Genomic DNA, 23,790 nt, shown 5'->3' on the forward strand with positions numbered 1-23,790 from the left:
ATTAGTTAATACCTGAGTGCACCAGTCATCCTTTAGAGGCCGGTTGTGCTCACACCATAGGCAGCTTGCTTCTTGGTGTAGCCCTCGAAGATGAGCTGGTCGGTGAGACCAGATTTGGAAAATGAGGTGTAATCCAAATAGTCGGCTGCCTTCAACGCTGCCTGCTCATTCCAGTCAACACTCACTCGCTCAACAGCCCATTTGGCGTCCCCATTTGAAAATCCTTCAAATTCCAGCTGCTTGATGAGCCCAATCTTAGAAAATGCGGTGTAGTCCAAATAGTCACTGGCCTTGCTCAGCGCATTTTGTTGGCTCAGTGTTCCAGCCTCTTTTTCGGCTTTCGCTTCGGCTTCTGCTTGAGCACTAGCCTCCGCCTTTGCTTTCTTTTCGGCTTCAACCTTGGCTTTCTTTTCAGCCTCGGCCTTTTCCTCAGCTTCCGCCTTGGCACTAGCTTCGGCGGCATCCTTCTTTGCCTCCTCATCGGCAGCCTTTTGTGCACTGGCTTCCGCTTCGGCGCTTGCCGATGACATCGTGGTCGGTTCTGCCGTCGGTTCCAGCGTGGCGTTGGCTTCCACCGCGCTTGGACTTGGGCTAGCGGCAACTGGCGCCGGCTGCTCTTCGCCCCCTCCTCCAAGAGCCCCGATGACTCCGATAGCAAGGACACCAGCTACTACGCCCAGACCAATTTTCTTTCCACGACTCAGTGGTCGCTTCTTTGGCTTGTGCTGGGATGCCATCACCGGTGTAGTCAGCTGAGCGGTTTCTGGAGCATCCCAATCGGGCATCACCGACATATACAGGTAGGGATTAGCTTGGTACCGAATTGGAGGTTCGGATGCCGCACCAGTGATGGATTCGACCCACATAGGCCAGCCAACTGGTGGCGCACCCCAGGCACGTTCAGGAATCCAATCTGCGGCCGGCACAAAATCCTCCGGCAGGTAAGCACGCCATGCAGGCGGTGGGTTGAAACGAATCGACATGATGCCCCCTAGAACATTCAACGAGTGTGCTTGGCCGGAGAAAACTTCTTCGTGACCAAGTAGCTCTGAGCATAAGGACAAGTACCGACACAATGACCCGTCATCTCTTTGAGTGTCTCCGTGTGCCGCGAAGTAACTGCGACTTCGAGAACTTTTTGGCCGGCCATCGTCAACCCTTTGGATGATATTGGGTGGTTTACATCTCTTAGAGACCGTTGCGCACTGACAACCAACTAAAGTTGTTTTAAACCCCTCACTTCGCGACACCGCTAGGACTACACCCGCATGCAGCGCTTGGCCACCTTGTCATTAAAGAACCGGGCGCTCATTGCGCTCATCACGGTTTTTGCCGCCGTTTTTGGCGTGATCTCTATGGGATCTTTGAAGCAAGAACTCATTCCTTCCATGGAGTTCCCGCAGATCTCGGTGATGGCCACCCAGATGGGTGCGAGCCCCGATGTGGTGGACGAGCAGGTTGCAGCACCACTAGAGACCGCACTGCAGGCAGTCGAAGGACTTGAATCCTCTACCGCTACCTCGCAGGCTGGTTTCACCCGTATCGCGCTGACCTTCGAGTACGGTACCGACATGGACCGCGCGCGTGCTCAGGTTGAGCGTGCCATCTCCAACGTCAAGTCCCAACTTCCGGAGAATGTTGAGCCAACCGCGCTAGCCGGCTCCATTGCCGACCTACCGGTCTTGATGCTTGCGGTCTCCTCGGATCAGTCGCTGGAAGCGCTGAACGATGATGTTGAACGCATTGCGCTGCCTAAGCTGCAGAAAATTGATGGGGTGCGTGAGGCTTCGGTTTCCGGTGGTGCTTCCCAGCACATTGCGGTGATTCCTAATGATGGAAAGATGAGTCAGTCCGGACTGACCGTGGCTGATTTGAAAGACGGCATCGAGAATGCCGGTTCGCCTATGCCTATCGGCAATATGAACGTTGATGGTCTAGAACTTCCGGTCATTGCCGGTTCTACCCCAGATAGCTTAGATGCCATCAAGAACATCCCGCTGGTCACCGACAATGGTCCGGTACTGCTCAAGGATGTTGCCAAGGTTTCTGTCGAAGCCGATAAGGCCACCAGCGTCACCCGCACTAATGGTGAAGAGACTTTGTCTATCCAGGTCACCAAGACCCCAGCCGGCGACACCGTGGGGATCTCCCATGCGGTCAACGCGATGATTGGCGATCTGGAATCTGAGCTTGGAAACAAGGCAAAGATGACCACCATCTTTGATCAGGCACCATTTATCGAAGACTCCATCAGCCACCTTGCGCTGGAAGGCGCACTGGGTCTTGGCTTCGCGGTCATCATCATCCTAGTTTTCCTCTTCTCGGTACGCTCCACCCTAGTCACCGCGATCTCTATCCCGCTGTCCTTGCTGGCCACCTTCATTGGAATGAACGTGTTCGGCTACACCCTGAACATGCTCACCCTTGGTGCCCTGACCATCTCCATTGGCCGCGTGGTGGATGACTCGATTGTGGTCATCGAAAACATCAAACGTCACCTTTCTCATGGGGAGTCTAAGGCCCAGTCCATCTTGCTTGCGGTGAAGGAAGTGGCAGGCGCTATTACCGCCGCGACGCTAACCACCGTGGCGGTGTTCTTGCCTATCGCGATGGTTGGTGGCATGGCCGGTGAGCTGTTTAGCCCATTCGCCATGACCATGACCATTGCGCTGCTTGCCTCGTTGCTGGTCTCACTGACCATTGTTCCGGTGCTCGCGTACTGGTTCTTGCCACACCGCCCCGGCACAGGGGTTACCCGCACCGTACACGTGGCCGAGGATAAGTCTTGGTTGCAGCGAGTCTATGTGCCAGTACTCAACGGCACCCAGAAGCACCCGGTGATCACCTTGCTGGCATCGGTAGTGATCCTTGCAGGCACCGTGGCCATGACTCCGCTATTGAACACCAACTTGTTGGGCTCCACCGGCGAGAACTCGATCTCGATCACCGCTAAGATGCCTTCGGGCACCGCGCTGGGCACCACGTTGAAGGAAGCGGACAAGGTGGAGGCGAAGCTTCAGGACATCGACGGAATCGAAGATGTCCAAATGACCGTCGGCAGCGCTAGCGGCATGGCTGCCATGTTTGCCTCCGGCGCTGACACCGCAAGCTTCACCGTGATCACCAACCCTGATGTGGATCAGGAAGAATTGACCAACACCGTTCGCACTCGGGTTGAGTCGCTGGATCTTGCCAAGGATTTGACGCTCAGCTTCGGTTCCAACTCCTCGGCCATGATGTCCAGCGATGTCACTGTCGAGGTGAAGGCGCCGGATGAGGAAATCCTGCGCGAAGCCACCGATAAGATGCGTGAGGCACTGACCGGCACCGAGCACGTCACCGGCATTAGCGACAACCTCTCGGCAAAACGTGAACAGGTATCTATTGATATCAATGCAGACAAGGCCGCAGAAGCAGGGCTGACCGAAACTCAGCTCGCCGGAATGGTCGCATCTCAGGTCTCGTCCGTCCCGGCCGGCACCCTACGCCTGGACTACACGGATATGACCGTGCAGATTGGTGAAGGTATGGACCTGAACGGTCTGACCAAGCTGCGTGAGCTACAGATCCCTACCGCCACTGGAATTCTTGAGCTGCAAGATCTTGCCAAGGTGGATCGCACCGAGGTAGTCCAGCAGGTCACCACCTCCAATGGAGAACGTATTGCTACCGTCACCTTGACCCCAGCGGAGAATATGCTCGGTGCGGTTTCCAAGGATGTCACGCAGCGTCTGGATTCGGTGCAGCTGCCTGAGGGTGCCAGTGTTGAGCTTGGTGGCGCGGCTACCGAGCAGGCAGAGTCCTTCAACCAGCTCTACCTCGCACTGCTAGCAGCCATCGCGATTGTTTACGTGATCATGGTGGCAACCTTCAAGTCATTGATTCAGCCACTGGTTCTGCTGGTATCCATTCCATTCGCCGCCACCGGCGCAATTGGCCTGCTGCTGATTTCCGGCATCCCACTGGGTCTGCCATCGCTGATCGGCATGTTGATGTTGGTGGGCATTGTGGTGACTAACGCGATTGTGCTCATTGACCTGATCAACCAGTACCGTAGGGATACCCCCGAGCGTCCTGCAATGCCATTGGATCAGGCAATTATGCAAGGTGCCCGGCAACGTCTGCGCCCAATCTTGATGACCGCCTTGGCGACCATCTTTGCGCTGGTTCCTATGGGTCTGGGCCTCACCGGCCAGTCCGGGTTTATCTCCCAGCCATTGGCTGTGGTGGTCATTGGTGGCCTGGTGTCCTCGACCCTGCTGACCCTGATCTTGGTTCCAGTGCTCTACCGGTTGGTGGAGTCGCGCAAGGAAAAGCGCATGTTGAACCGTGCGGCACGTAAGCACTCAACCGAGCAGCACACCGCAGCTCAGGACCTTGCGCTTGCCATGGACGGAGCTAGTGCCAAGATCTCCACTGCTCCGGCGGCAAAACCCGCTCCAACGCCGGCAAAGAAATCCGCTAAGCGCGCTGCTGAACGGGTAGCAGAAAAACCTTCCAAGGACGCTAAGCCAGTTTCCAAGCAACCGGCAAAACCCGTTAATCCTGGGGAGCCGATAGTCAATCCGCTCACCGGGCAGATTCCGGTCACCCGCAAGGAACGTCGCGAATTTGAGGAAATGATCAACAAGGCTAACGAAAAGCCCAAGGAGTAATTAATTCGGCTTGCTAAGCAAACGGGTCTGCAACCACTTTGAACTGGTTGCAGACCCGTTTACTTTGGGCGCACGCATCGATGCAAGGTGCTCCCCCTATTCATCGCTTTTAATGCTCTATCCGGTTTTGAGGGGTTGTTGAATCATCAATTTCCAATTTAAGTTGTGCACAATTGAATTGTGTGCAATGCTTGTGTCATGGCAATAGTTGATGAGATGGTCTGTTTCGCTCTCTACTCCGCGAGCCGGGCAACTACCCGGGCGTATACGGAGCTGCTAGCACCGTGGAAACTGACATATACCCAGTACCTCGTACTGGTCATTTTGTGGACCGAAGGTGAAAAGCCGGTGCGCGAAATAGGCGAAGTACTACAACTTGATTCGGGAACTTTGTCACCGCTGCTGCGACGCCTGGAAGACAAAGAATTTATTGTCCGGCAACGCGACGTGCAAGATAGTCGTGTCGTCAACGTCAGCCTGACCTCTAGCGGTCATGCGCTACAAAACGACCTGGCACATATACCCGCACAGATTGCTTGCGGTACCGGACTTCCGGACCTCAAGGCCGCGCAAGCCTTGATCAAGTCATTGCACCGGGTCACAGAATCAATGCAAGAGATTTCTTCCCCCGACAAATAGTCCGAGGAAAGACCGCACAACCCTCAACCACACCGAAAGGCAACATCATGGAATCTTTGTACACCGCAGAGTCACTATCCACCGGCCACGGACGTGAAGGACGCGTGAAGACCGCCGATGGCAAGCTCGATTTGAATCTCACTCCGCCAACTGAATTGGGCGGCTCGGGAACCGGGACCAACCCGGAGCAGCTCTTCGCAGCCGGCTATGCCGCATGCTTCCATTCGGCGCTACATTCGGTGGCCCGCAGTCGCAAGATCAAAATTGAAGACTCCAGTGTCGGCGGACGTGTTCACTTGCACCGCGACGGTGACAGCGGATTTAAACTCTCCGTCGAGCTTGAAGTAGTCATCCCCGAGATGGACCATGCACAAGCTCAAGAACTGGCAGATGCCGCCCATCAGGTCTGCCCATACTCCAACGCAACTCGTGGCAACATCGATGTCACCGTCAGCGTCAGCGATGACTAAGAGTCGCGCGCTAGATTCCCCAGCTGAGGCCAAGCCCCTTGGATTTGCTCGTCATAGCGCGCGCATTGTTCTGGGCTCATTTCTGACCTTTGCAGGAATTAGCCATCTCACCTTTGCTCGCGAAGAGTTCCAAGCCCAAGTTCCCCATTTCGTCCCGTTGGATCCGGATCTGACCGTAGTGCTCTCCGGCGTTGCGGAGATCGGTTTGGGGCTCTCGGTACTGACCTTGCTCAAGAAGCGAGTTCATGTCGGCTGGATTGTTGCACTGTTTTTCGTCGCGGTCTTCCCCGGAAACCTTATCCAATGGCAGGAAAGTCGCGATGGATTTGGGCTGGATACCGATGGTAAACGATTTATCAGGCTCTTCTTCCAACCGGTATTGATTGCGTTGGTGCTATGGTCAACTGCTGCGTGGCGGGACCGCGCGCAACTGCGACGCCAAAAGTAGTCACCAACAAGAGCCTAGGCAGCAGATTCTAAGAGAAAAGTTCGCACCACAATCTGGATGGCTTCATGCCAACAGGTTGTGGTGCGAACTTGGTTAAGTACTTATTTCAGAGTGCAATATTCGGCAGCTTGTACACTAGGCGTTCGGCGCCTCGAGGATCACAGCTTTACCCTGACGGCGCCAACGCAGATAAGCCCAGACCGTCAGTACCGCCACAATGATCCAGGCAACCACAATCACCGCGCCATGGAAGAACGAAGGCACTGCGATGAAAGCTCCGATAGCCACCAAGGACAACTGACCCGGGATTACCGAGAGCGCGCTGGCAACGAGATATTCGCGTTGTGTTATTCCGAAGGCTCCACTGCCGTAGTTCACCGGCCAATATGGAATTCCTGGCATCAGACGCAACATAAACACTGCCAGCAGCCCACGGGACTCTAGCTTCTGCTCAACCGTGGCTGCATGCCTACCTAGAAGCCGGCGTACCGTCTGGCGGCCCAGTGCCCGGGCAATCCAATAGGCTCCCCAGCTACCGAGCATTACCCCGATGAGGGAATAGATGGTGCCCTCAAAGATTCCAAAGAGCAGCCCTCCGGCGGTCGCCATAATGGTCACCGGAATCGGGGTCAAGGCCACCAAGGCGTAGGCTCCGATGAACAACAGCCGAGTAGTCCAGGTGGTGGCATCCGCCGTATTTCTGATCTCTTCAATGGTTGGCAGGTGGACGTTGAACGCCAACCAGATCATTAGCAGGAAAACTGCAACCAGCGCGCCGTTGCGTGCATAATTCCCCCACAAGGAGCTAGCAACTTCCGGCTCGTCTTCATTGGGCAGCTGTGCCTGCTGGTTTTCCATTCTTGTAGCTTATCGGCAACCTCTGGCCGTACTGCATTCCTGTGATCAAGCACCGCTTGGCCCGCTGGGCCTAAGTAGTCTGCTGCGCGAAGCGATCCAGTATTTGGGGCTGTCGTCAATGCTGAAGACAGCCCCAAATACCGGAACCATTGTGAGTCGCTACCGTTAAACCAGACGAAGCTGCGTCAAGCAGGTGGCATTCGTATCCCCTGCTGTGGACACGGTGCTCTTCGCGGTTTTACCTTCATAACTAAATTCCAGATCCACGGTGATTCCGCGTGGAACCCAGAGCCCAATGAAGCCGTTGTCAAAGGTTCCCATAGACTTGTTCGCCAGCACCTCACCGGTTTCCGCGTTGCTGACTTTCACTTTTACTTCCTCGCCATACAGCTCCCCCAGACAGGTAGTCAGGCTGTGGAAATGACAGCTGTGCGTCTGATTCACATAGGGGGCTGCCGAGAGGTAGTACTGATCCTCGGGCATCGGCAGTCCTGCGGTTCGACCCGACTGATGGGTCAGTACCAGCTGGGATGGCTGTACCTGGGCGGTGAATTCACTAGGCCGTTGTTCTACGGACAACCTATCAAGCTTGTCTATCGCTTGCTTTGCGTCGAGTCCTTCAAGGCCCAGCTCGGCGAGGAAATCACCGGTATGCTCGGCATCAACCACCGTCTGCCCACCCTGGGCAGCCGGATCGGTCGTACTGCTGCAGGCAGTTAGTGCTGCCAGCGCCACCAGTGCTACGGCTGCTGGTCTAACTATTCGTCGGCCAATGCCGCGATTCTTTGCAAGTTCTCTGGACATGTCTTGTCTCGCTCCATCCTGATTTGTAATTTGATTACAGCGCTGCCAGCAGCTGTTTCATCTCTTGGATTTCTTCATTCTGGGATTTGACGATGCCCTTCGATAATTCGATGGCCGCGGGATAGCTTCCTTCGTTGATCTCGGTCTCAGCCATATCCACGGCACCTTCGTGGTGGGTGATCATCTGTTCAAGGAATAACTTTGCAGCTTGATTTCCGGAAGCCTCTTTGAGTGCTTTGATTTCATCTTCCGGGACCATGCCGTCGCCATGCTCCATGCTTGGGTGGTCCATTGCCTCGGACATGTCCCATTCGGCAAGCCAACGGTCCATGTGTTCAATCTCCGGTGACTGCGCGGCCTTGATCCGTGTGGCCAAGGCAGCGATATCTTCAGGAATGCTCTCCTTTTCCAGGAGAATATCGGACATTTCTATCGCCTGTTCGTGGTGCATTTTCATCCCCAAGGCGAAGGCCATATCTGCCTCGTTTGCGGAGACTGACTGCGACATAGAATGGCCCGAGTGTGAAGCAGAGGCCGAGGGACTTTGTGCCGGCGCCTCTTGCGGTTCGCCGACACAGCCGGAGAGTATGAGCATGGCACTCAGTGTGAGGGCGCTAGAAAATAAGGTCTGTCTCTTCATTATTGAATCTCCGGAGTGATTTAGAACGTGTATGGCACCAATATCAGATGGCGCCTAGGTCTTGGCACAGCGGGCTACGGACGCCCGCAAGGTGCTCACGTTCTACAGATCCCCAAAGCGGTGAGATCCGGCTTATTTGGCAGAACTCCACGAGCCAGTTTCAAAGCTGACCTGACTTTTGAGTTCCTTAGTTTCGCTGTCTCCAGAATCCGTGGCGGTCGCAAGAAAAGTAGGAAGGCCAACAACGCTAAAATGCATCCCGCGGCAGCCATTTCATGGCCGGCTGGGCAGTCGGCACACCCTCGCTCCGAGCCATGTCCGATGCCCGCAACCGATAAATGGTGCGTAGGCAGCTCTGTAGCGACGGTCAATTGTGTAGCTGGCGTCGTGGTGGAAATTGCGCCGGCCTGATGCAGAACGTGCATCGAAAATAGTCCTAGGACTAATACGCCAATCAGGAACACCAAACGAATAATAACCAGCGGGGAACGTTCCCGTTCGCTGGCCAAAATCTCGAGGTTGGCGGTGCTCATGCCCCTTACGTTACCCACTCGTGGCAAGCACATCGAAAGGACTAAGAGAAGATGACACACTCGCCATCAACGATTTCTTCTAGGGCCGTTGCGTTCTCGTATAAATCCTCAACAACGCTTGAGGATACGAAAATGGTTTCGGAATGCTGAAACGCGTCGGCTAGCTATAGCGCCCACTTTCGTTTCGCCTCTGATTTACGCATCACGCCGACTCAAGGTGAAATATCCCGCCCCGAGTAGTACAAGGCTCCACGCGAGTAAAACCATGAACGCCACCCCCGGGCCGTAAGGCTCGCTAGCGCCGGTGGCCATAAAGGTGGCCGCATTGGTGGGCAGATACTGGGTGAATTCCTGAACCCAGCGGAGTGGGATTAGTTGCAGGATCTGAGGCAGACCTACGATTAACATAATGGCCGAGACGATTGCACCCGCCGAGTTTCGGCACAGCAGGCCGAGTCCAAGGACCATCAGGCTCAGCAGTGCTAGATATACTCCTGCACCGAATGCGGCAGAAAGCAGATCGGAGAGTTCAAAGACTCCGTACTGTTCCGCGCTCAGCGCGGTTGGGATGGTCGCCAATAGAATCATCACCACACCAGCCAGGAAGCCGACTGTAGCTAGGAAGATAGCTTTCGCGGTCACTAAGATTGCCCGGCGAGGTACCGATTGCAAGGTAGTAGCGATGGTTCCGCTGGAGTACTCATTGGTGATCTGCAAGGCAGCGGCCGCAGCAAAGAACAGCTGCCCGAATTGCAGCGTGGCGAATACTAGCAGCGGGGCCGGCATGGCGGTGTCGAACCCGTTGTCGCCGCTGGCTTTTGCGCTGGCGCCCAGCAGCCAGCCCAGCGCGATGGTCACGAGGATTCCCGAAGCATAAAGTCCCACCAAGGCACGCAATCCGATGAATTTGGTGGTTTCGGCACGAGTTGCCGCCAGCAAGGATCCGGCAAAGTTTCCTTCCTTGGATTCATTGATCTTTAGCGTGCTCATTTTGTACTCACTCCCCCGGTTAGTTCGGCGGAGTAGTCCACCGTGTCATGTGTTAATTGGTTGTATACGTTTTCCAGCGAGCCTTGAATGATACTCAGTTCATGCAGTTCGATTCCGCCGTCAAAAGCCAGCGCACCGATGCGCTCAAGCGGCATGCCGATTACCTCCAGCCGGTCCTCCCCGGTGGTGCTGACTTTGGCGCCATGTTGCAGCAGCAGTCCGGCGAGCGCCGTAGCTCGTGGGGTACGCACGGTGATGAGCTGTTGGGTGAATTCTTTGATCAGATCCTGGGTGGGTGCTTCGGTGATGAGTTCTCCGCGGCCAATGAGGATCAGATGGTCAGCAACTTGTTGCACCTCGCTCATCAGGTGGCTGGAGACGAAGATGGTTCCGCCTGCGTCCGCTCGTGTGCGCATTAGCTGCCTGATCCAGGTGATTCCTTCGGCATCCAGCCCGTTCATCGGTTCGTCAAGGATGAGGATCTGTGGGTCTCCAAGCAAGGCGGCGGCGATCCCTAAGCGTTGGCTCATGCCTAGGGAGAATCCTCCAATGCGCTTGGTGGCCACCGATTGTAGGCCAACTTCGGCGAGCGCCTCCTCCGCCCGGCGGACCGGGATCCGGTTGCTCTGCGCCAGGGCTTTGAGGAAGGTACGCGGAGTATGCCCCGGATGACCGGCGGTCCCGGAGATGTGCGCTCCAACGGTGCGCAAGGGATAGGCCAGCTTTGCGTATGGAACACCGTTGACGAGCGACTGCCCGCTTGTTGGGGTGTCTAGTCCGAGGATCATGCGCATGGTGGTGGATTTGCCAGCGCCGTTGGGTCCGAGGAATCCGGTGACCATTCCCGCCGTGATATCCACGCTCAGGTTATTGACTGCGCGAGTGGCTCCGAAGTCCTTGGCCAATGCTTCCAGGGTGATCATGGTGTGCTCCTTAGATTCTGCTTCTAACCCTAAGAATTCGCTGGTACCTGCACACCGGCCAATAGTCGGCACTATTGGGGCGGCCATCCCCTACCTTGGTCGGTGTTCGCTCGGCACAACGCTGAGTAGCATGTTCTACATGACTACCTCGTGGAAGCAGCCGGCACTTCTGGTCGCCTTGGCGCTCTGCGCATATCTGGTTCCAATCTCTACCAACGGAGCCTGGATCCTACTTGCCCCGGTCGCTGCGATCTGCAGTTATCTAGCGGGACGGCATGTAGCTTCATTGGCCCATGGTCTGTTGGCCTTCGGTGTGGGCCTATTGGCCGCCGCGGTCACGCTTGTCTTCTCTGCGTCCGTGAGCCTGTTGACCTTCGCATTAAATATCCTGACCGGGGTGGTGCTCTTCGCGCTTCTGCCTTGGTGGATCGGCAGGGGCCGGCGCAATTCATCCCTCTTCCGTGCCCAGGAACGCCGGTATGTGGTGGTGCAGGCGGCACTGCGCGAGCGCGCGCGTATTACTGAGGCAATGCACGACCAGTTGGGCCATGATCTAGCGTTGCTCGCCTTGCAGGCTGGCGGGTTGCAGATTTCTTTAGACAAGGGAACTCCCGCTCATGAGCAGGCATCCAAGATCCGTAGCCAGGCTGACGAGGCTATAGAGCATCTGCATCAGATCATTGGTGTTCTGCATGAGGCTGGCGAGCAGGCGCCCTTGGAACCTGCGGGCATGGATCTTGACCGGCTCGTGGAGCAGACGAGGTCAAAGGGCATGGACATCAGGTTCACCCGTCTGGGTTCTCCGCCAGCCACAGGCGGCGCCAGATTGCTTCATCAGGTGGCCCAGGAGGCGCTAACCAATGCGGCGAAGTACGCACCTCACGCCGCTGTGGACATGGTTCTAGATGCCCGAAGCAATCCATCTATCCTGCGCATTTCTAATCCTTTGACGGGAGAGGTGCCAACAACCCGTTCGGGAGCCACCGGGCTTGCCTCACTGCGTACGGCTCTTGAAGCGCAAGGTGGCTCGCTGCGAGTTAACCAATCCGGAAAACGATTTGAGCTCATCGCCATGATTGCGCAACCGAAGCATGGTGACTCCGAACCTGCCCGCGAACAACCGGTGAAGCGTCGGAGTCGCCTGGCCATCATCTTATTGCCGATTCTCGCCATGGTGGTCATAGCCACCGGTCTTTTGCTACTTCAAAATGCCACGTACCGGGCAACGGCGCTACACCCCACGGATTTCCAAGACCTAACAACCGGCATGACTCACGACGAAGTTGACCAGATTGTCCACGCCAAAGGGCTGGATGAGCCATTGCCCGTCATCGACGAGCCAACGCCACCAGCCGAGGCTCAATGCCGTTACTACGCCGCACGTACCGGAGTGCTGGATCTGGGCAGTGAAATGTTTCGGCTTTGCTTTACCGCAGATTCGCTGGTTTCCGCCGACCATCTCTATCCAACACGCTAAGCCGAGGAACCACCTATGACGATGTCTTCACCTATCAGAATCTTGCTGGTCGACGACGATGCGCTGATCCGCGCCGGGCTCCGCGCAATCCTGACCAGCGACCAGCAGATTTCCATCATCGGCGAGGCAGAAAACGGAGTGCGCGCCTTAGAGTTGGTCGAACGCCTAAACCCAGTCGTGATCCTCATGGATATCCGTATGCCACAACTTGATGGGCTCGGCGCAATGGAAGCCATATTGCAGGTAAATCCGGAAGCCAAGGTGCTGATCCTGACCACCTTTGGCGAGGAAGATTACATTGACCGGGCGATGACCGGTGGTGCCGCAGGGTTCATGCTCAAGAGCTCCGGACCGGAGGAGCTGTTGGGTGCGGTCCATGCGGTAGCCGAGGGAGCCGCAGCACTTTCCCCGCGTATAGCCCGGCGGGTCATCGATAAGGTACGCAGTATTGATAGCGCGTCACTTGCTGCAGCCAAAGAGTTGGTCCAAGGTCTAACCCCTCGCGAACAAGAAGTACTCTCCCTCGTTGGGGCAAGTTTCACCAACGCAGAGATTGCGGCTCGGCTGGTGCTCACCGAGGCGACGGTCAAGGGTCATATGACCGCCGTCTTACTCAAGCTCAAAGCACGTAACCGCGTGGACGCTGCGTTGATTGCCTACAAGGCTGGAATAGTAACCTCCTAAAATTCCCACGTGTCCGACGCCATATCTATGTCTTGGGAATATCTGACACGTCAACTTGTTATTACATGCATACGCATATAAATTAGAGGTAAGAGCAAAAGGTACCTCAACACCAAGGAGTGGACATGCAATTCGGAGTCTTTTCAGTCAGTGACATCACCCGCGATCCAACCACCGGTAAGATCCCTACCGAAAAAGAGCGCATCGACGCTTCGGTAGCGATCGCTAAGAAGGTCGAAGACATCGGCATGGATGTCTTCGCCATTGGCGAGCACCACAACCGCCCATTCTTCTCGTCCTCCCCCACCACTACGCTGGCCTACATCGCCGCGCAGACCGAACGCATCATCCTTTCCACGGCGACCACCTTGATCACCACCAACGACCCAGTGAAGATCGCTGAAGACTTCGCGATGCTGCAGAACCTTTCCGGCGGACGTGTTGACCTTGTTCTAGGACGCGGTAACACCGGCCCGGTCTACCCATGGTTCGGTAAGAACATGCAGGACTCGGTCAACCTGACGGTTGAGAACTACAACCTGCTGCGCAGGCTCTGGGATGAGGACGTAGTGAACTGGGAAGGTAAGTTCCGTACCCCGCTGCAGAACTTCACCTCGACCCCACGTCCGCTAGATGATGTGGCACCATTCGTCTGGCACGGTTCCATCCGCACCCCACAGGTTGCGGAGATCGCCGCGTACTACGGTGATGGATTCTTTGCCAACAACATCTTCTGGCCAAAGGAACACTACAAGCAGCTCATTGACCTCTACCGTGAGCGTTACGAGCACTACGGACACGGCAAGGCACACCAGGCGGTTGTTGGTCTAGGCGGCCAGTTCTACATGGCTAAGGATTCCCAGCAGGCAGTCAAGGAATTCCGCCCCTACTTCGATAACGCCCCGGTCTATGGCAATGGCCCATCGATGGAAGACTTCACCGCACAGACTCCCCTAACTGTGGGCTCCCCACAGCAGGTACTGGAGAAGACCTTGAGCTTCCAGGAGTACTTCGGCGACTACCAGCGCCAGCTCTTCCTCATCGACCACGCAGGCCTTCCACTGAAGACCGTGCTGAACCAATTGGATATGTTCGGCGAGTACGTCCTACCGGAGCTGAAGAAGGAAATGGCCTCGCGTGCAGCTCCTGATATCGCGCCAGCTCCAACTCACGCCGGACGAGTGGCCGCGCGCAACGCTAAACTGGTAGTTGAGCAAGCCAACGCCCCTAAGGAGCCAGAAGTCAGTGACCGGGACCAGTAACACCCAAGCATCACTCAAGGTCACCACAGATGCGTGGGAGGCACTCTTTCGAGCGCAGGTCGCGGTGATGAGGCAGATTACCACCATGCCTGAGTTCGCGAAGCTCTCACTGCGCGAGTACGACGTACTGTTCAATCTGCGCCATGCTCCGGAAAATGAGACTCGGCTAGTTGATTTGAATAAGCATCTGCTGATCTCCCAGCCGAGTTTGAGTCGGATGATCACCCGCCTCGAAGAGCGCGGGCTGGTCAGCCGTTGCACCGATCCAAGCGATCAGCGTGCCAGCCGGCTGAAGCTCACCGAAGCAGGTCTGTCCATGCAGCGGGATATCGGCCGAGCCCACGTCAAGCAGTTACACCTGTTGTTAGGTGATGCGATGAGCGAGGAAGAATTCATTGAATTACAGCGCTTGAGCACTAAGCTACACAACGCGGTGGAATAGACGCCACACTTCAAAAGGGTTATCAATTCATACAGAATTGGTAGCCCTTTGGTGTTGCCAGATCAGCGAGTTCAAGTATCGTCGATCGTATCAACCCCACGATTTTCAGGAGTCGTCGTGAACGAGGCAACACATCTGCTGATCCACCGCTACCGTCCAGGCACCGGCCCACAACCGCCGAGTGAAGACTTTGATGAAGAAATGCTCCAGTGGGAGGCGTTGGATACGAGGTTGAAAGCCGAGGGGGTTCTCATCTCGTCGTTTGCGCTCCAAGACCGCGGGATCCTGCACACCCCAGATTCCACCCTTGCCTTGGACACCGAAGCAGAGATTATTTTTGCGGTGCACGCGATAAAGGTTGGTGTCGAGCATGAGGCACAGGAATTCGCTCGACTGATGCCGCATCTAGACTATGGCAGCGTGGAGATCCGGCCCCTTATGGATTAGTGGTGGTTACTTGTAGAAGCCTTCACGTAAGTTAATCCCGTGTTCCAGCCAGATCTTCATAGCAGTTAACATCCCAGTCCATCCTTCGCAGTTTCCAAAAGCTCCGGTTAATCCCTGCGGCGTGGGCAGCCAGCCTGCCTCGGTGATCTCCACCTTGGTGCGTGTGCCACCGTCAACAGACTCAAATTCGAAGGTGACGGTATTTAATCCGTCGTCTGACGCCACTCCTTCCCCGGCCCACCTCAGCACAATCCTTTCGTCTTGAATCGTTTGCACAACCTGCACAGGGAAACGGCCGGGGAAATCATGAAAATCCCAGCTAACCTCTGCGCCTGTTTCCAAGCGACCTTTGGCGCCTCCGGTAGTGAAGTATGCGGACAACTGTTGCGGATCTGCGACCGCTTCATACACTTCGTGGCTGGTCTTGGAGATATGTCCTGAAACGGTGAATGACAGTGGTTCAGAAGGCTGTGGTGTATCCATACTTTATGGTCTACCGCCTGAGCGCACCACCGTCAATGCTTTGCCGCCAGTTGAAAGCTCGGTTTGCAACACGATTGCTTCCCGCCAACCAACATCATGAGGTAGAAATCCTGGTAGGGCACTGACTATCGATTACGCCACCCAACAAACTTTAGTTTTCCGGATGTCGAAAGTCAGGGACTGCTACCAAGCTTGTTAGATTCCGAATAGCGCAGTTGTAAACCTGACAGCCGCGGCGACATCCATCTATGCCTGCTCGAAGGTTGCCTCAGTGAATCTATTGGACACAATTTCGATCATCGGCGAGATCATTGCTTGGGTCGGACTCAGCTTAGGCCTGCTCTGCTTTCTGCTCGCAAAGCAATATAAGCGAAAGAAAGCCAGCGCGGTCTATCTTGATGCTTTCGTATTCTCCGAAGGAAATGTCACCTCGGTCCGTTGGATGGCCCCGGATGGAATGCATGAACGTCCACTGACCCACACTGAACGACGCGTTATGGAACACGGGTGGCAAACAGTCCTCGTGGACATTAAAACTTATCGAAGGCTGATGCGCCGCGATCCGCAGGAGCCGCTGGAGATCTTTTCTATGTTGGCAAAGTTCTTGCTCGGTGCCGGGGTGTTGGGTTTCGCGCTATCGTGGTTATCAATCTTCGACTAACCGCTACGCATGACTCAACAGCCGTAAGGTGCTGCGTAACGGTAGCGTCCGGTAGGCAGCGCTCGCTCGTTGAAGACTCGAACCATGAAGTTATCTCCCCATGCTGGCTCGCTAGGAAAAATTCCGCGAGCCATAGCTGGCTCGTAGCCGAATCGTTTGTAATATCCGGTATCACCAAGCAATACGATTCCCGCCACATGCTCACTTTCCGCACGGTCGGCAATTGCCTGCATCAATGCGGTACCGGCGCCCTTGCTCTGGAATTCAGGAGCTACGACAAGTGGACCCAGGCCCAGAAGTTTATGCTTGCCGTCAATGGTTCCCCAAGTGGCAATCACGTGAGCGATGACCGTCTTGTCATTCGTGGCTACCAGGGAAAAGGTTGGTGAATAGCCGTCGCATTCAAAGAGTTGCTGGACCAGCCCAACTTCCATTGGTTCAACCAGATGGTCATCTTTGCTGAACGCCGCATGCGTCACAGCATAGATTCCCGCTCTGTCATCGAAGACTTCTTGCCTGATCTGCATGTTGGTAACTTACCAAAATTACGGTCCAGATGGAGATTCGTTTCTTTGCTGGACTTTATGCTTGCACTGCACTAGACAAGACTCAAAACGACATCCGACCAGTAAATTTATATAATTTCGCCGAAACAGAGCCAAACAATCGAGAGAGGAAAGTTGCGGACCCGTTCAGCGCCCCTCTTGCCCCAAGATGCTAGATAGTGATCGAATGGACCATCATCACTTGGACAACGGAGCGACTTCAGATGCCCAAATATACTGGCCCAAAGATTCTCACCGCCATGGCGGTTGGCGCAATACTTTCCCTAGGCACACTGCCCGGCGCAGCTGTAGCCGCCGGACTACCTGCCACGGTGCAATCCGCTGCTTCGGTAACCTCCGCTTCCACACTGGCGCCGGCGAACACTAACTCGATCTCCGTAGCCGCGGCACGGAGCATTGATCGCAATCCAAATCACCTGGATGTCTTCGTTAACAAGAGCTACCCGCTCAAACCAGCGAAGTACGCGCCAAAGACCAAAACCGTCAGCGGAACCGGTATCAGCCTTCGCACTGAAGCTACCACCGCCTACAACAAGATGGTGAAGGCAGCCAAAAAGTCTGGCGTACGCGTCAAGCTCATTAGCGGCTACCGTTCATACAATCGCCAAGCCCAGCTGTTCAACCAATACACGAGGCTTTACGGCAAGAAGTATGCCGAACGTATCTCAGCTAAGCCAGGCACCAGCGAACACCAGACTGGGCTTGCCGCAGACGTAGGAAACTACAACGGTGCGTGCGCATTGCAGTCCTGCTTTGAAAATACTCCGGTGGGCAAATGGATGAAGAAGAACGCCCACAAGTACGGGTTCATCCTGCGTTATCCCAAGGGCCAAGAATCCATTACCGGCTACGCCTACGAGCCATGGCATTTTCGCTATGTAGGCACGTCCTTAGCTAAGTCCTACAAGAACTCTGGCGCAAAAACTTTTGAGCACTACCACGGTGTAGCCACTACCAAGAAGAGCTCCCCTAAAGCTGGTAAGGGCACCGCAAAGACCACAGCGAACCTGAACATGCGCTCAGGTGCAGGGGCAAGCAACCGCGTCATTTTCACCATCCCTCAGGGCAAGAACGTCAAGCTCACAGGCTCTAAGAAAGCTGATTGGTATCAAGTCACCTATAGTTCCAAGACCGGTTGGGTGTCCGGAACGTACTTGAGCAATATCTCGATGCCAAAGAGCGAAACGAAAAAGAAAGAGACTAAGAAAAAGGAGAGCAAGAAGTCATCACCCAAGACCAACGGCTCTTCAAAGAAAACCACGGCGAATCTAAATATGCGCTCCGGTGCGGGCGCCAGCAACCGCGTCATTCTCACCATTCCAAAGGGTAAGACTGTCAAGGCTACGGGCAAGACCAAGTCCGGTTGGTTGCAGGTGACTTACAAATCGAAGACTGGATGGGTCTCGGGCACCTACCTCAGTAATACCTCGGCGCCTAAGAAGTCGAAGCCTAAGACGGAGAGCTCACCGAAGAAAAAGTTCAAGACCAAGAAGACCACCGCGAACCTTAATATGCGGAGCGGTAATAGCACCAAGAAGAAGGTCTTCTTGACTATCCCGAAGGGCAAAACAGTTGAAATCACCGGGTCGAAGAAATCGGGCTGGTACCCGGTGAAGTACAAGTCGAAGAAGGGCTGGGTTTCGGCCACTTACCTGAAGTAAAGAGGTGAGCAGATCCGCGTCGCCGGACTTCGGAGCCTATGGCTACGCGGCAGCCATACATAGATTCACTTGACCGCAATTCATGATCACTGCGACAAGGCGCTCACCATATGATGCCTACCCCAGGGCAACACCAATGGTTTATGAGTCGTAGGATCCTCGATGACTCTGCAGTTCAGCCCAAAGACTTGGTGCACCACGTCTTGGGTGAGGATAGCGGCTGGATTTCCCTGTGCTCGGATACTCCCATCCCGCATAGCCACCAGGTAGTCGGCGTAGCGCGCCGCCAGATTCAAATCGTGCAGAACCATCACTATGGTGGTTCCTTTGGTCCGATTCAGATCTGTGAGCAGATCCAAGACTTCAACTTGGTGATTGATGTCCAAAAAAGTCGTCGGTTCGTCTAACAGGAGTATCTGCGTCTGCTGAGCGAGCGCCATGGCAATCCAGACTCGTTGACGCTGACCTCCGGAAAGCTCATCTACGGGGCGATCTGCCAGTTCTGCCGTGGTTGTAAGTTCCAAGGCTTCGGCCACTGCTTCATCATCCTGCCGTGACCAACGGGAAAAAATTCCCTGGTGAGGTTGCCGTCCGCGGCCAACCAGGTCTGCTACGGTAATGCCTTCTGGTGCAATGGGATTTTGCGGCAATAGCCCCAGTACCCGGGCCAGAGCTTTCGCCTGCATTTGATGGATCATTTTGCCATCTAGCAGCACCCGTCCAAGTTGGGGAACCAGCAATCTCGACATGGAACGCAGAAGTGTCGATTTCCCGCACGCGTTGGGTCCGACGATGGTAGTGATTTGTCCCGCAGGAATTTCCAGCCCCAGCTGATGGATCACTGAACGGTCGCCATAGCCTACTTGGAGATCTTCGATGACTAGTTCAGGGTTTGGCATTAGAGCGAGCCTCCTGCTTTGTTTGTACGGATGATCAGATACACCAGATAAGGCGCACCGAGGACCCCGGTGATAACTCCCACAGGGAAGCGAGTTCCTAAAAGATACTGCCCGGCGAAGTCAGCGACCAAAACGAGCACGCTTCCAACTAAGGCTGAGGGGATGAGCAATGATCCGCGCGGTCCCATGAGACGTGAGGCGATGGGTCCTGAAAGGAAAGCAACAAAAGCTATCGGGCCACAAGCCGCCGTGGCGAAGGCGATCAGTCCTACGGCGGCCACAATAATCACCAAGCGCGTGCGTTCCACTCGGACACCGAGCGCGGCAGCCGTATCGTCGCCTAACTGAAGACTTCCTAGGTTCTTGGACTGCAAGAGCAATATGGGTGCAAGAATCAGCACTGCCAGCAAGGCAGGAAGAACTTGCGGCCAGGTCATGCCGTTCAGGCTTCCGGTTAACCATCTGAGCGTTTCCTGCAGATCCCATTGTCCGGCCTTCGTCAGGGTCCAGCTGATCAGCGATTCGAGCATGGCAGCAATTCCAATACCTACAAGGATCAGCCGGGTACCGGCAGCGCCGCCTTTATAAGACAGCAGGTACACGAGCAAAGCGACTATGAGACCCGCACTGATGGCCAGCACAGAGACCACGCTATCGCTGGCAGAAAGCACGATGATGGCGAAGGCCGCCGCAGCGGAGGCACCGGTGCTGATTCCGATCACGTCTGGGCTGGCCAACGGGTTGCGCAGCATGGTTTGAAAGCAAACCCCGGCTAAGCCAAAGCTCATCCCGGCTATCAATGCCATGACGGTACGCGGAAGGCGCAGACGTCCCACAGTGAAACTTGCTCCTGGCACCTCCTGCCCGAGGATGACTTGCCAAACCTCAACAAGCGAGTAATTAGTTTTGCCCACGGTCAGGCTCAGCAATACCATCGACAAGACCACTGCGCTCAGGGTGAGAATCACCAGCCGGCGATGATGTGCCCGGCTGCGCCGCCCCTTGATCAGGGCATCAATAGTCCCCCGACGCACTGTCGAATCCATATGACGCGTTTCTTCTTCAATACTCAGACTCATAGTTCACGGATCTTTGAACGGCGCACAATGACAATGAAGACCGGTGCGCCTATGAGCGCGGTCAAAATTCCAACATCCAGTTCGCCCGGTTGGGCAATCACCCGGCCGATGATATCTGAAAGGATCAGTAGCGCAGCGCCGGCTACGGCCGAGAAAGGCAATAGCCAACGTTGATCCACTCCGATCAGCAGCCTACAAAGGTGCGGAACGACCAGACCGACGAACCCAATGGGGCCGGCCACAGCAGTCGCCGCCCCACAGAGAACCACAGCTGCCAGAGCGGCGATGACGCGGACCACCATGACTTTTTCTCCTAGCCCAGCGGCAAGTTCATCACCTAAGGCCAGCGAATTCAGCGAGTTCGCTGAAAGCATCGCCAGCAGCAACCCGGCGGCCAGAAAAGGTAGCATCGGGGCCACATTTTCAAAAGTGGCTCCGCCAACCCCTCCAATCTGCCAGGAACGAATCAGGTCCGCGAGGTCTCCTCGGGGTAGGGAAATTGCTGTCACAAATGAGGCCAAGGCTGCCGAGGTCGCCGCTCCGGCAAGGGCTAGCTTCAACGGCGTGGCTCCGCCACGACCCAGCGAGCCGACCACATAAACAAAGACCGCCGCCAATCCAGCACCGAGAATTGCAGTCCAGATATATCCGTGAGCCGTATTGATCCCCACATAAGTTATCCCGATGACAACGGCTAAAGCGGCACCCATGTTCACCCCGAGAATGCTGGGATCCGCTAACGGGTTACGGGTGACCGCCTGCATGACTGCTCCGGAAAGGCCAAGCGCAGCCCCGACCACCAGAGCCAGAACGGTTCGCGGGATGCGCTTGACGATTGCGGCCTGTGAGATGTTCTCGGTGTTGCCCGCAAGTCCGGCCAGCAGATCCTCAAAAGCAACCGAACGCGAACCGATCATCACTGAAGCGGCCCCGAGCAATACAAGGATGGCAAGCAGTGTAAGGAGCCACAGCAGACGCCTCCGGCGTGGTGAGCGCAGACTAGCGTCCACCACGCCGGAATCGATATTTGCTACGTCCATAGTTAGAAGGTGCCTCGGTTCTTGCTCGTCGCAGAGATTACTTTGCTACAGTCTGGGCTGCGTCGTTCAGCAGGTCCAAGTAGTCATCCAGTACCCAGGAAATCGCTAGTGGGGTCGGGTTCGCTGCTGTTCCCAGGGGGCCGCTTCCGTCCAAGGCGACGACCGCACCATTTTTAACGGCCGGCATCTTTGAAAGCAGCGGATCCTTTTCCAAGGTCTCGATCAGCTTTTTGTCACCGTAGGTGACGATGACGTCCACATCCGCCAAGTCATCAACTCGCTCTGCGGAAATCTTTCCCGCAAAGGCTACCGCCCCTTTCGAAGCGGTAGCTACGGCAGCCGGGGTGTCCATGCCTAGATCGCTGAAGAACGCGGTACGCGTGTCATGGGTGGTGTAGAAGTTCACTTCGCTGAGATTGGTTGGGTCCACATGCGTCACGAACATCGCCGAAGTGCCTTCAATTTCCGGATGCTCCGCGAGGCCTTCCTTAATTTCAGTCTCAATCCCGGTAATCAGCTCTTTGCCTTCAGCTTCCATGCCCATGGCTTTGGAACTCAAGGCAATATTGTCTCGCCAAGAGGTGGCCCAAGCTGCCTCGGGGTAGGCCACCACGGGCGCAATCTCGCTAAGCGTCGCGTAATCCTCTGCCGTCAGACCAGAGTAGGCCGCCAAGATCAGATCTGGATTGGTATCGGCAACGGCTTCAAAATCAATGCCGTCATCTTCGTTGAACAGTACCGGCGTTTCACCACCTAACTCGGTCAGGGCTTCGTCAACCCAAGGCAAGATGCCATCGCCGTCATCGTCACCAAAATTGGCGGCTGCCATGCCCACCGGCACTACACCTAAGGCAAGCGGCACCTCCTGATTCGACCAGTTAACCGTTGCGATGCGTTCGGCTTTTTGGGTGATTTCTGTGGTGCCCAGTGCATGCTCAATGGTGATCGGGTAGGAGGTTTCACTTGAGGCGGGGGCCGATGGGGTGGATTCTGCAGCTTCAGAAGCAGCATTGCTGGCGCAACCGCTCAGTGCCAGCAGTGCCACCGCTGCAACGGCGGTACTTTTAGAGATCAAAAAACTTGGTTTAGGCATGGGATATCTCCGCGTGTACTCGATGAGTTGCTCATAAGCTCTCAGCTGCGTTGCGGCCAAATAGGGCAGCATTCACGAATTAGGTCCTGAAAGCGTTGAGCAATGAAATTAGGTAAGGCTTCCCTGCAATCGTAGTCTTGTGAGGCATCTCGACGCAATCGCGAGAAACCGACACGAATATCGCGAAAAGGACAACTGTTGGCCGGCCAAACCTCAGTCTGGAAAATTGGTTCGAGTTTACTCCGGCTTAAACGCAGATAGGGTAAACCCGGTAGTCCGGCGAAAAGAGGCGCCAAGTGCACTGATGGAACTAAATCCCAAGTCATCGGCGACGTTTTGAAGATCTTCACCGCGTGCTATCAGCTCGATGGCCCGCTGCGCTTGCATAGCTGAAATCCACCGCGAATAGCCATGTCCGGTCTCGGCTTGAAATGCTCTGGTAACAGTTCGCGCGCTCACGCCAAGAACTGTGGCCCAGTCCTGCAACCGTCGCGGTTTCGAATAACTGTGCAACATTTCGTTAATAATGGGTTGCAGCAGCGCCGTCTTGGGAACCTGAATCGAAACTTCTTGGGCGGCGGGGAGCAAGTTATCGAGCGCTGTGGCCTCGGTGATCCGGCGCGAAGACTCGGCAAGTGCCGGAGAGGATAACTTCTGCAGAAGTAGCTTCAATAACTGAGTCAATTCCACCGGAACTGGAGTTTCGGAGATTGATTCCACACGGGTCACGCCGAAGTGCGACATATTGCAGCGGCTTCCAGCCGGCGCTCGCCCCGAATGAAGTACGCCGGCGGGAATCCACATGCCAATCGCGGGAGTGATAGTCCAAATGTGCGAATCAACGGTGACCGAAGAAACTCCCTTGGCATTCCAAAGCAGTTCATGAGTCGGATGGGAATGAGCTGGCCAATGAGTTTCGGCCACCACGTCTTCTTGATGGAAAGCAATGACAAAGGGAACCTCAATGGAACCGGCACCATAAACGGGCAGCAGCTTTTCCTCAATCTGGCCTGTCATGGCAATCATTTCTCCTGTA

Annotated in this window: 25 protein-coding genes; 11 read left to right on the forward strand and 14 right to left on the reverse strand. The window is 55.5% G+C overall.

Translation table 11 applies throughout. The features are described 5' to 3' along the window. Nucleotides 1–32: 32 nt before the first annotated feature. Nucleotides 33–983 (reverse strand): Ltp family lipoprotein, encoded by a 951-nt coding sequence (locus tag CQ011_RS17965; protein WP_286161075.1) that lies wholly within the window; start codon nt 981–983, stop codon nt 33–35. Nucleotides 984–1,268: 285 nt separating this feature from the next. Between CQ011_RS17965 and CQ011_RS03820 the strand changes: the two genes are divergently transcribed. The 4 genes from CQ011_RS03820 to CQ011_RS03835 all read left to right on the forward strand — a co-directional run bounded on the left by CQ011_RS03820 (nt 1,269) and on the right by CQ011_RS03835 (nt 6,212). Further along, nucleotides 1,269–4,655: an efflux RND transporter permease subunit gene (locus tag CQ011_RS03820; RefSeq protein WP_105674745.1), complete on the forward strand. Its 3,387-nt coding sequence runs from the start codon at nt 1,269–1,271 to the stop codon at nt 4,653–4,655. Nucleotides 4,656–4,853: 198 nt separating this feature from the next. Beyond that, nucleotides 4,854–5,294: a MarR family winged helix-turn-helix transcriptional regulator gene (locus CQ011_RS03825; RefSeq protein ID WP_286161076.1), complete on the forward strand. Its 441-nt coding sequence runs from the start codon at nt 4,854–4,856 to the stop codon at nt 5,292–5,294. 47 nt (nt 5,295–5,341) lie between these two features. Beyond that, nucleotides 5,342–5,764 (forward strand): organic hydroperoxide resistance protein, encoded by a 423-nt coding sequence (locus tag CQ011_RS03830; protein WP_105674747.1) that lies wholly within the window; start codon nt 5,342–5,344, stop codon nt 5,762–5,764. After that, nucleotides 5,757–6,212, forward strand: a complete 456-nt coding sequence (locus CQ011_RS03835; RefSeq protein WP_146112555.1) for a DoxX family protein — start codon at nt 5,757–5,759, stop codon at nt 6,210–6,212. Before CQ011_RS03830 ends, CQ011_RS03835 begins: the two co-directional genes overlap by 8 nt. A gap of 135 nt (nt 6,213–6,347) precedes the next feature. Here CQ011_RS03835 and CQ011_RS03840 read toward each other — a convergent pair whose 3' ends face one another. The 6 genes from CQ011_RS03840 to CQ011_RS03865 all read right to left on the reverse strand — a co-directional run bounded on the left by CQ011_RS03840 (nt 6,348) and on the right by CQ011_RS03865 (nt 11,047). Next, nucleotides 6,348–7,070, reverse strand: coding sequence for a TVP38/TMEM64 family protein (locus CQ011_RS03840; protein WP_286161077.1), 723 nt, complete (start codon nt 7,068–7,070; stop codon nt 6,348–6,350). A 165-nt stretch (nt 7,071–7,235) separates the two neighbouring features. Beyond that, a complete protein-coding gene (locus tag CQ011_RS03845; protein WP_105674749.1) occupies nt 7,236–7,874 on the reverse strand; it encodes a CueP family metal-binding protein in 639 nt (212 codons plus the stop codon). A 34-nt stretch (nt 7,875–7,908) separates the two neighbouring features. Next, nucleotides 7,909–8,469, reverse strand: a complete 561-nt coding sequence (locus CQ011_RS03850) for a DUF305 domain-containing protein (protein WP_286161078.1) — start codon at nt 8,467–8,469, stop codon at nt 7,909–7,911. Nucleotides 8,470–8,609: 140 nt separating this feature from the next. Further along, nucleotides 8,610–9,047: a hypothetical protein gene (locus tag CQ011_RS03855; protein ID WP_105674753.1), complete on the reverse strand. Its 438-nt coding sequence runs from the start codon at nt 9,045–9,047 to the stop codon at nt 8,610–8,612. 195 nt (nt 9,048–9,242) lie between these two features. Continuing rightward, the gene (locus tag CQ011_RS03860) at nt 9,243–10,037 is read right to left on the reverse strand and encodes an ABC transporter permease subunit (protein WP_105674755.1); all 795 of its coding nucleotides are present in this window, start codon (nt 10,035–10,037) and stop codon (nt 9,243–9,245) included. Then, nucleotides 10,034–11,047 (reverse strand): ATP-binding cassette domain-containing protein, encoded by a 1,014-nt coding sequence (locus CQ011_RS03865; RefSeq protein ID WP_353616155.1) that lies wholly within the window; start codon nt 11,045–11,047, stop codon nt 10,034–10,036. The genes CQ011_RS03860 and CQ011_RS03865 overlap by 4 nt, the downstream gene beginning before the upstream one ends. A 52-nt stretch (nt 11,048–11,099) precedes the next feature. Here CQ011_RS03865 and CQ011_RS03870 point away from each other — a divergent pair, with 52 nt between their 5' ends. The 5 genes from CQ011_RS03870 (at nt 11,100) to CQ011_RS03890 (ending at nt 15,272) form a co-directional block, all read left to right on the forward strand. Further along, complete coding sequence (locus CQ011_RS03870; protein ID WP_181147978.1) at nt 11,100–12,437, forward strand: sensor histidine kinase; 1,338 nt, start codon at nt 11,100–11,102, stop codon at nt 12,435–12,437. 21 nt (nt 12,438–12,458) lie between these two features. Continuing rightward, complete coding sequence (locus CQ011_RS03875) at nt 12,459–13,121, forward strand: response regulator (protein WP_286161079.1); 663 nt, start codon at nt 12,459–12,461, stop codon at nt 13,119–13,121. A gap of 125 nt (nt 13,122–13,246) precedes the next feature. After that, nucleotides 13,247–14,383, forward strand: a complete 1,137-nt coding sequence (locus CQ011_RS03880) for an LLM class flavin-dependent oxidoreductase (protein ID WP_105674763.1) — start codon at nt 13,247–13,249, stop codon at nt 14,381–14,383. Continuing rightward, nucleotides 14,367–14,825, forward strand: a complete 459-nt coding sequence (locus CQ011_RS03885) for a MarR family winged helix-turn-helix transcriptional regulator (protein WP_105674765.1) — start codon at nt 14,367–14,369, stop codon at nt 14,823–14,825. Before CQ011_RS03880 ends, CQ011_RS03885 begins: the two co-directional genes overlap by 17 nt. Before the next feature lie 117 nt (nt 14,826–14,942). Beyond that, a complete protein-coding gene (locus CQ011_RS03890) occupies nt 14,943–15,272 on the forward strand; it encodes a YciI family protein (RefSeq protein WP_105674767.1) in 330 nt (109 codons plus the stop codon). A 6-nt stretch (nt 15,273–15,278) separates the two neighbouring features. Here the strand turns inward: CQ011_RS03890 and CQ011_RS03895 are convergent, their stop codons facing one another. After that, entirely contained in the window at nt 15,279–15,755 is a 477-nt protein-coding gene (locus tag CQ011_RS03895) for an SRPBCC domain-containing protein (RefSeq protein WP_105674769.1), read from the reverse strand. 271 nt (nt 15,756–16,026) lie between these two features. Here CQ011_RS03895 and CQ011_RS03900 point away from each other — a divergent pair, with 271 nt between their 5' ends. Beyond that, nucleotides 16,027–16,416, forward strand: coding sequence for a hypothetical protein (locus CQ011_RS03900; RefSeq protein ID WP_105674771.1), 390 nt, complete (start codon nt 16,027–16,029; stop codon nt 16,414–16,416). Nucleotides 16,417–16,430: 14 nt separating this feature from the next. Here CQ011_RS03900 and CQ011_RS03905 read toward each other — a convergent pair whose 3' ends face one another. Continuing rightward, nucleotides 16,431–16,943 carry a GNAT family N-acetyltransferase gene (locus tag CQ011_RS03905; protein ID WP_105674773.1) on the reverse strand — a complete coding sequence of 171 codons (513 nt, stop codon included), beginning with the start codon at nt 16,941–16,943 and terminating at the stop codon, nt 16,431–16,433. Nucleotides 16,944–17,185: 242 nt separating this feature from the next. Here CQ011_RS03905 and CQ011_RS03910 point away from each other — a divergent pair, with 242 nt between their 5' ends. Beyond that, nucleotides 17,186–18,643, forward strand: a complete 1,458-nt coding sequence (locus CQ011_RS03910) for a D-alanyl-D-alanine carboxypeptidase family protein (RefSeq protein ID WP_146112557.1) — start codon at nt 17,186–17,188, stop codon at nt 18,641–18,643. 86 nt (nt 18,644–18,729) lie between these two features. Here CQ011_RS03910 and CQ011_RS03915 read toward each other — a convergent pair whose 3' ends face one another. From CQ011_RS03915 to CQ011_RS03935, 5 genes are all read right to left on the reverse strand, one after another. Next, nucleotides 18,730–19,542, reverse strand: coding sequence for an ABC transporter ATP-binding protein (locus tag CQ011_RS03915; protein ID WP_105674777.1), 813 nt, complete (start codon nt 19,540–19,542; stop codon nt 18,730–18,732). Further along, the gene (locus tag CQ011_RS03920) at nt 19,542–20,621 is read right to left on the reverse strand and encodes a FecCD family ABC transporter permease (protein ID WP_286161080.1); all 1,080 of its coding nucleotides are present in this window, start codon (nt 20,619–20,621) and stop codon (nt 19,542–19,544) included. Before CQ011_RS03920 ends, CQ011_RS03915 begins: the two co-directional genes overlap by 1 nt. Then, nucleotides 20,618–21,661 (reverse strand): FecCD family ABC transporter permease, encoded by a 1,044-nt coding sequence (locus CQ011_RS03925; RefSeq protein ID WP_105674781.1) that lies wholly within the window; start codon nt 21,659–21,661, stop codon nt 20,618–20,620. The genes CQ011_RS03920 and CQ011_RS03925 overlap by 4 nt, the downstream gene beginning before the upstream one ends. 37 nt (nt 21,662–21,698) lie before the next feature. Beyond that, nucleotides 21,699–22,754, reverse strand: coding sequence for an iron-siderophore ABC transporter substrate-binding protein (locus CQ011_RS03930; RefSeq protein ID WP_105674784.1), 1,056 nt, complete (start codon nt 22,752–22,754; stop codon nt 21,699–21,701). A gap of 237 nt (nt 22,755–22,991) precedes the next feature. Next, nucleotides 22,992–23,771 carry a helix-turn-helix domain-containing protein gene (locus CQ011_RS03935; RefSeq protein ID WP_105675056.1) on the reverse strand — a complete coding sequence of 260 codons (780 nt, stop codon included), beginning with the start codon at nt 23,769–23,771 and terminating at the stop codon, nt 22,992–22,994. Between the last annotated feature and the right edge of the window lie 19 nt (nt 23,772–23,790).

The sequence above is a fragment of the Arthrobacter sp. MYb213 genome (genome assembly GCF_002979915.1).
In the GTDB taxonomy this organism is placed as follows: domain Bacteria; phylum Actinomycetota; class Actinomycetes; order Actinomycetales; family Micrococcaceae; genus Glutamicibacter.

What these genes read in the sequence shown, in the direction of transcription:
- CQ011_RS17965 (WP_286161075.1), bottom strand. Translation starts at nt 983, where the DNA reads ATGTCGATTCGTTTCAACCCACCGCCTGCATGGCGTGCTTACCTGCCG.
- CQ011_RS03820 (WP_105674745.1), top strand. Translation starts at nt 1,269, where the DNA reads ATGCAGCGCTTGGCCACCTTGTCATTAAAGAACCGGGCGCTCATTGCG.
- CQ011_RS03825 (WP_286161076.1), top strand. Translation starts at nt 4,854, where the DNA reads ATGGCAATAGTTGATGAGATGGTCTGTTTCGCTCTCTACTCCGCGAGC.
- CQ011_RS03830 (WP_105674747.1), top strand. Translation starts at nt 5,342, where the DNA reads ATGGAATCTTTGTACACCGCAGAGTCACTATCCACCGGCCACGGACGT.
- CQ011_RS03835 (WP_146112555.1), top strand. Translation starts at nt 5,757, where the DNA reads ATGACTAAGAGTCGCGCGCTAGATTCCCCAGCTGAGGCCAAGCCCCTT.
- CQ011_RS03840 (WP_286161077.1), bottom strand. Translation starts at nt 7,070, where the DNA reads ATGGAAAACCAGCAGGCACAGCTGCCCAATGAAGACGAGCCGGAAGTT.
- CQ011_RS03845 (WP_105674749.1), bottom strand. Translation starts at nt 7,874, where the DNA reads ATGTCCAGAGAACTTGCAAAGAATCGCGGCATTGGCCGACGAATAGTT.
- CQ011_RS03850 (WP_286161078.1), bottom strand. Translation starts at nt 8,469, where the DNA reads ATGCTCATACTCTCCGGCTGTGTCGGCGAACCGCAAGAGGCGCCGGCA.
- CQ011_RS03855 (WP_105674753.1), bottom strand. Translation starts at nt 9,047, where the DNA reads ATGAGCACCGCCAACCTCGAGATTTTGGCCAGCGAACGGGAACGTTCC.
- CQ011_RS03860 (WP_105674755.1), bottom strand. Translation starts at nt 10,037, where the DNA reads ATGAGCACGCTAAAGATCAATGAATCCAAGGAAGGAAACTTTGCCGGA.
- CQ011_RS03865 (WP_353616155.1), bottom strand. Translation starts at nt 11,047, where the DNA reads ATGGCCGCCCCAATAGTGCCGACTATTGGCCGGTGTGCAGGTACCAGC.
- CQ011_RS03870 (WP_181147978.1), top strand. Translation starts at nt 11,100, where the DNA reads ATGACTACCTCGTGGAAGCAGCCGGCACTTCTGGTCGCCTTGGCGCTC.
- CQ011_RS03875 (WP_286161079.1), top strand. Translation starts at nt 12,459, where the DNA reads ATGTCTTCACCTATCAGAATCTTGCTGGTCGACGACGATGCGCTGATC.
- CQ011_RS03880 (WP_105674763.1), top strand. Translation starts at nt 13,247, where the DNA reads ATGCAATTCGGAGTCTTTTCAGTCAGTGACATCACCCGCGATCCAACC.
- CQ011_RS03895 (WP_105674769.1), bottom strand. Translation starts at nt 15,755, where the DNA reads ATGGATACACCACAGCCTTCTGAACCACTGTCATTCACCGTTTCAGGA.
- CQ011_RS03905 (WP_105674773.1), bottom strand. Translation starts at nt 16,943, where the DNA reads ATGCAGATCAGGCAAGAAGTCTTCGATGACAGAGCGGGAATCTATGCT.
- CQ011_RS03910 (WP_146112557.1), top strand. Translation starts at nt 17,186, where the DNA reads ATGCCCAAATATACTGGCCCAAAGATTCTCACCGCCATGGCGGTTGGC.
- CQ011_RS03915 (WP_105674777.1), bottom strand. Translation starts at nt 19,542, where the DNA reads ATGCCAAACCCTGAACTAGTCATCGAAGATCTCCAAGTAGGCTATGGC.
- CQ011_RS03920 (WP_286161080.1), bottom strand. Translation starts at nt 20,621, where the DNA reads ATGAGTCTGAGTATTGAAGAAGAAACGCGTCATATGGATTCGACAGTG.
- CQ011_RS03925 (WP_105674781.1), bottom strand. Translation starts at nt 21,661, where the DNA reads ATGGACGTAGCAAATATCGATTCCGGCGTGGTGGACGCTAGTCTGCGC.
- CQ011_RS03930 (WP_105674784.1), bottom strand. Translation starts at nt 22,754, where the DNA reads ATGCCTAAACCAAGTTTTTTGATCTCTAAAAGTACCGCCGTTGCAGCG.
- CQ011_RS03935 (WP_105675056.1), bottom strand. Translation starts at nt 23,771, where the DNA reads ATGACAGGCCAGATTGAGGAAAAGCTGCTGCCCGTTTATGGTGCCGGT.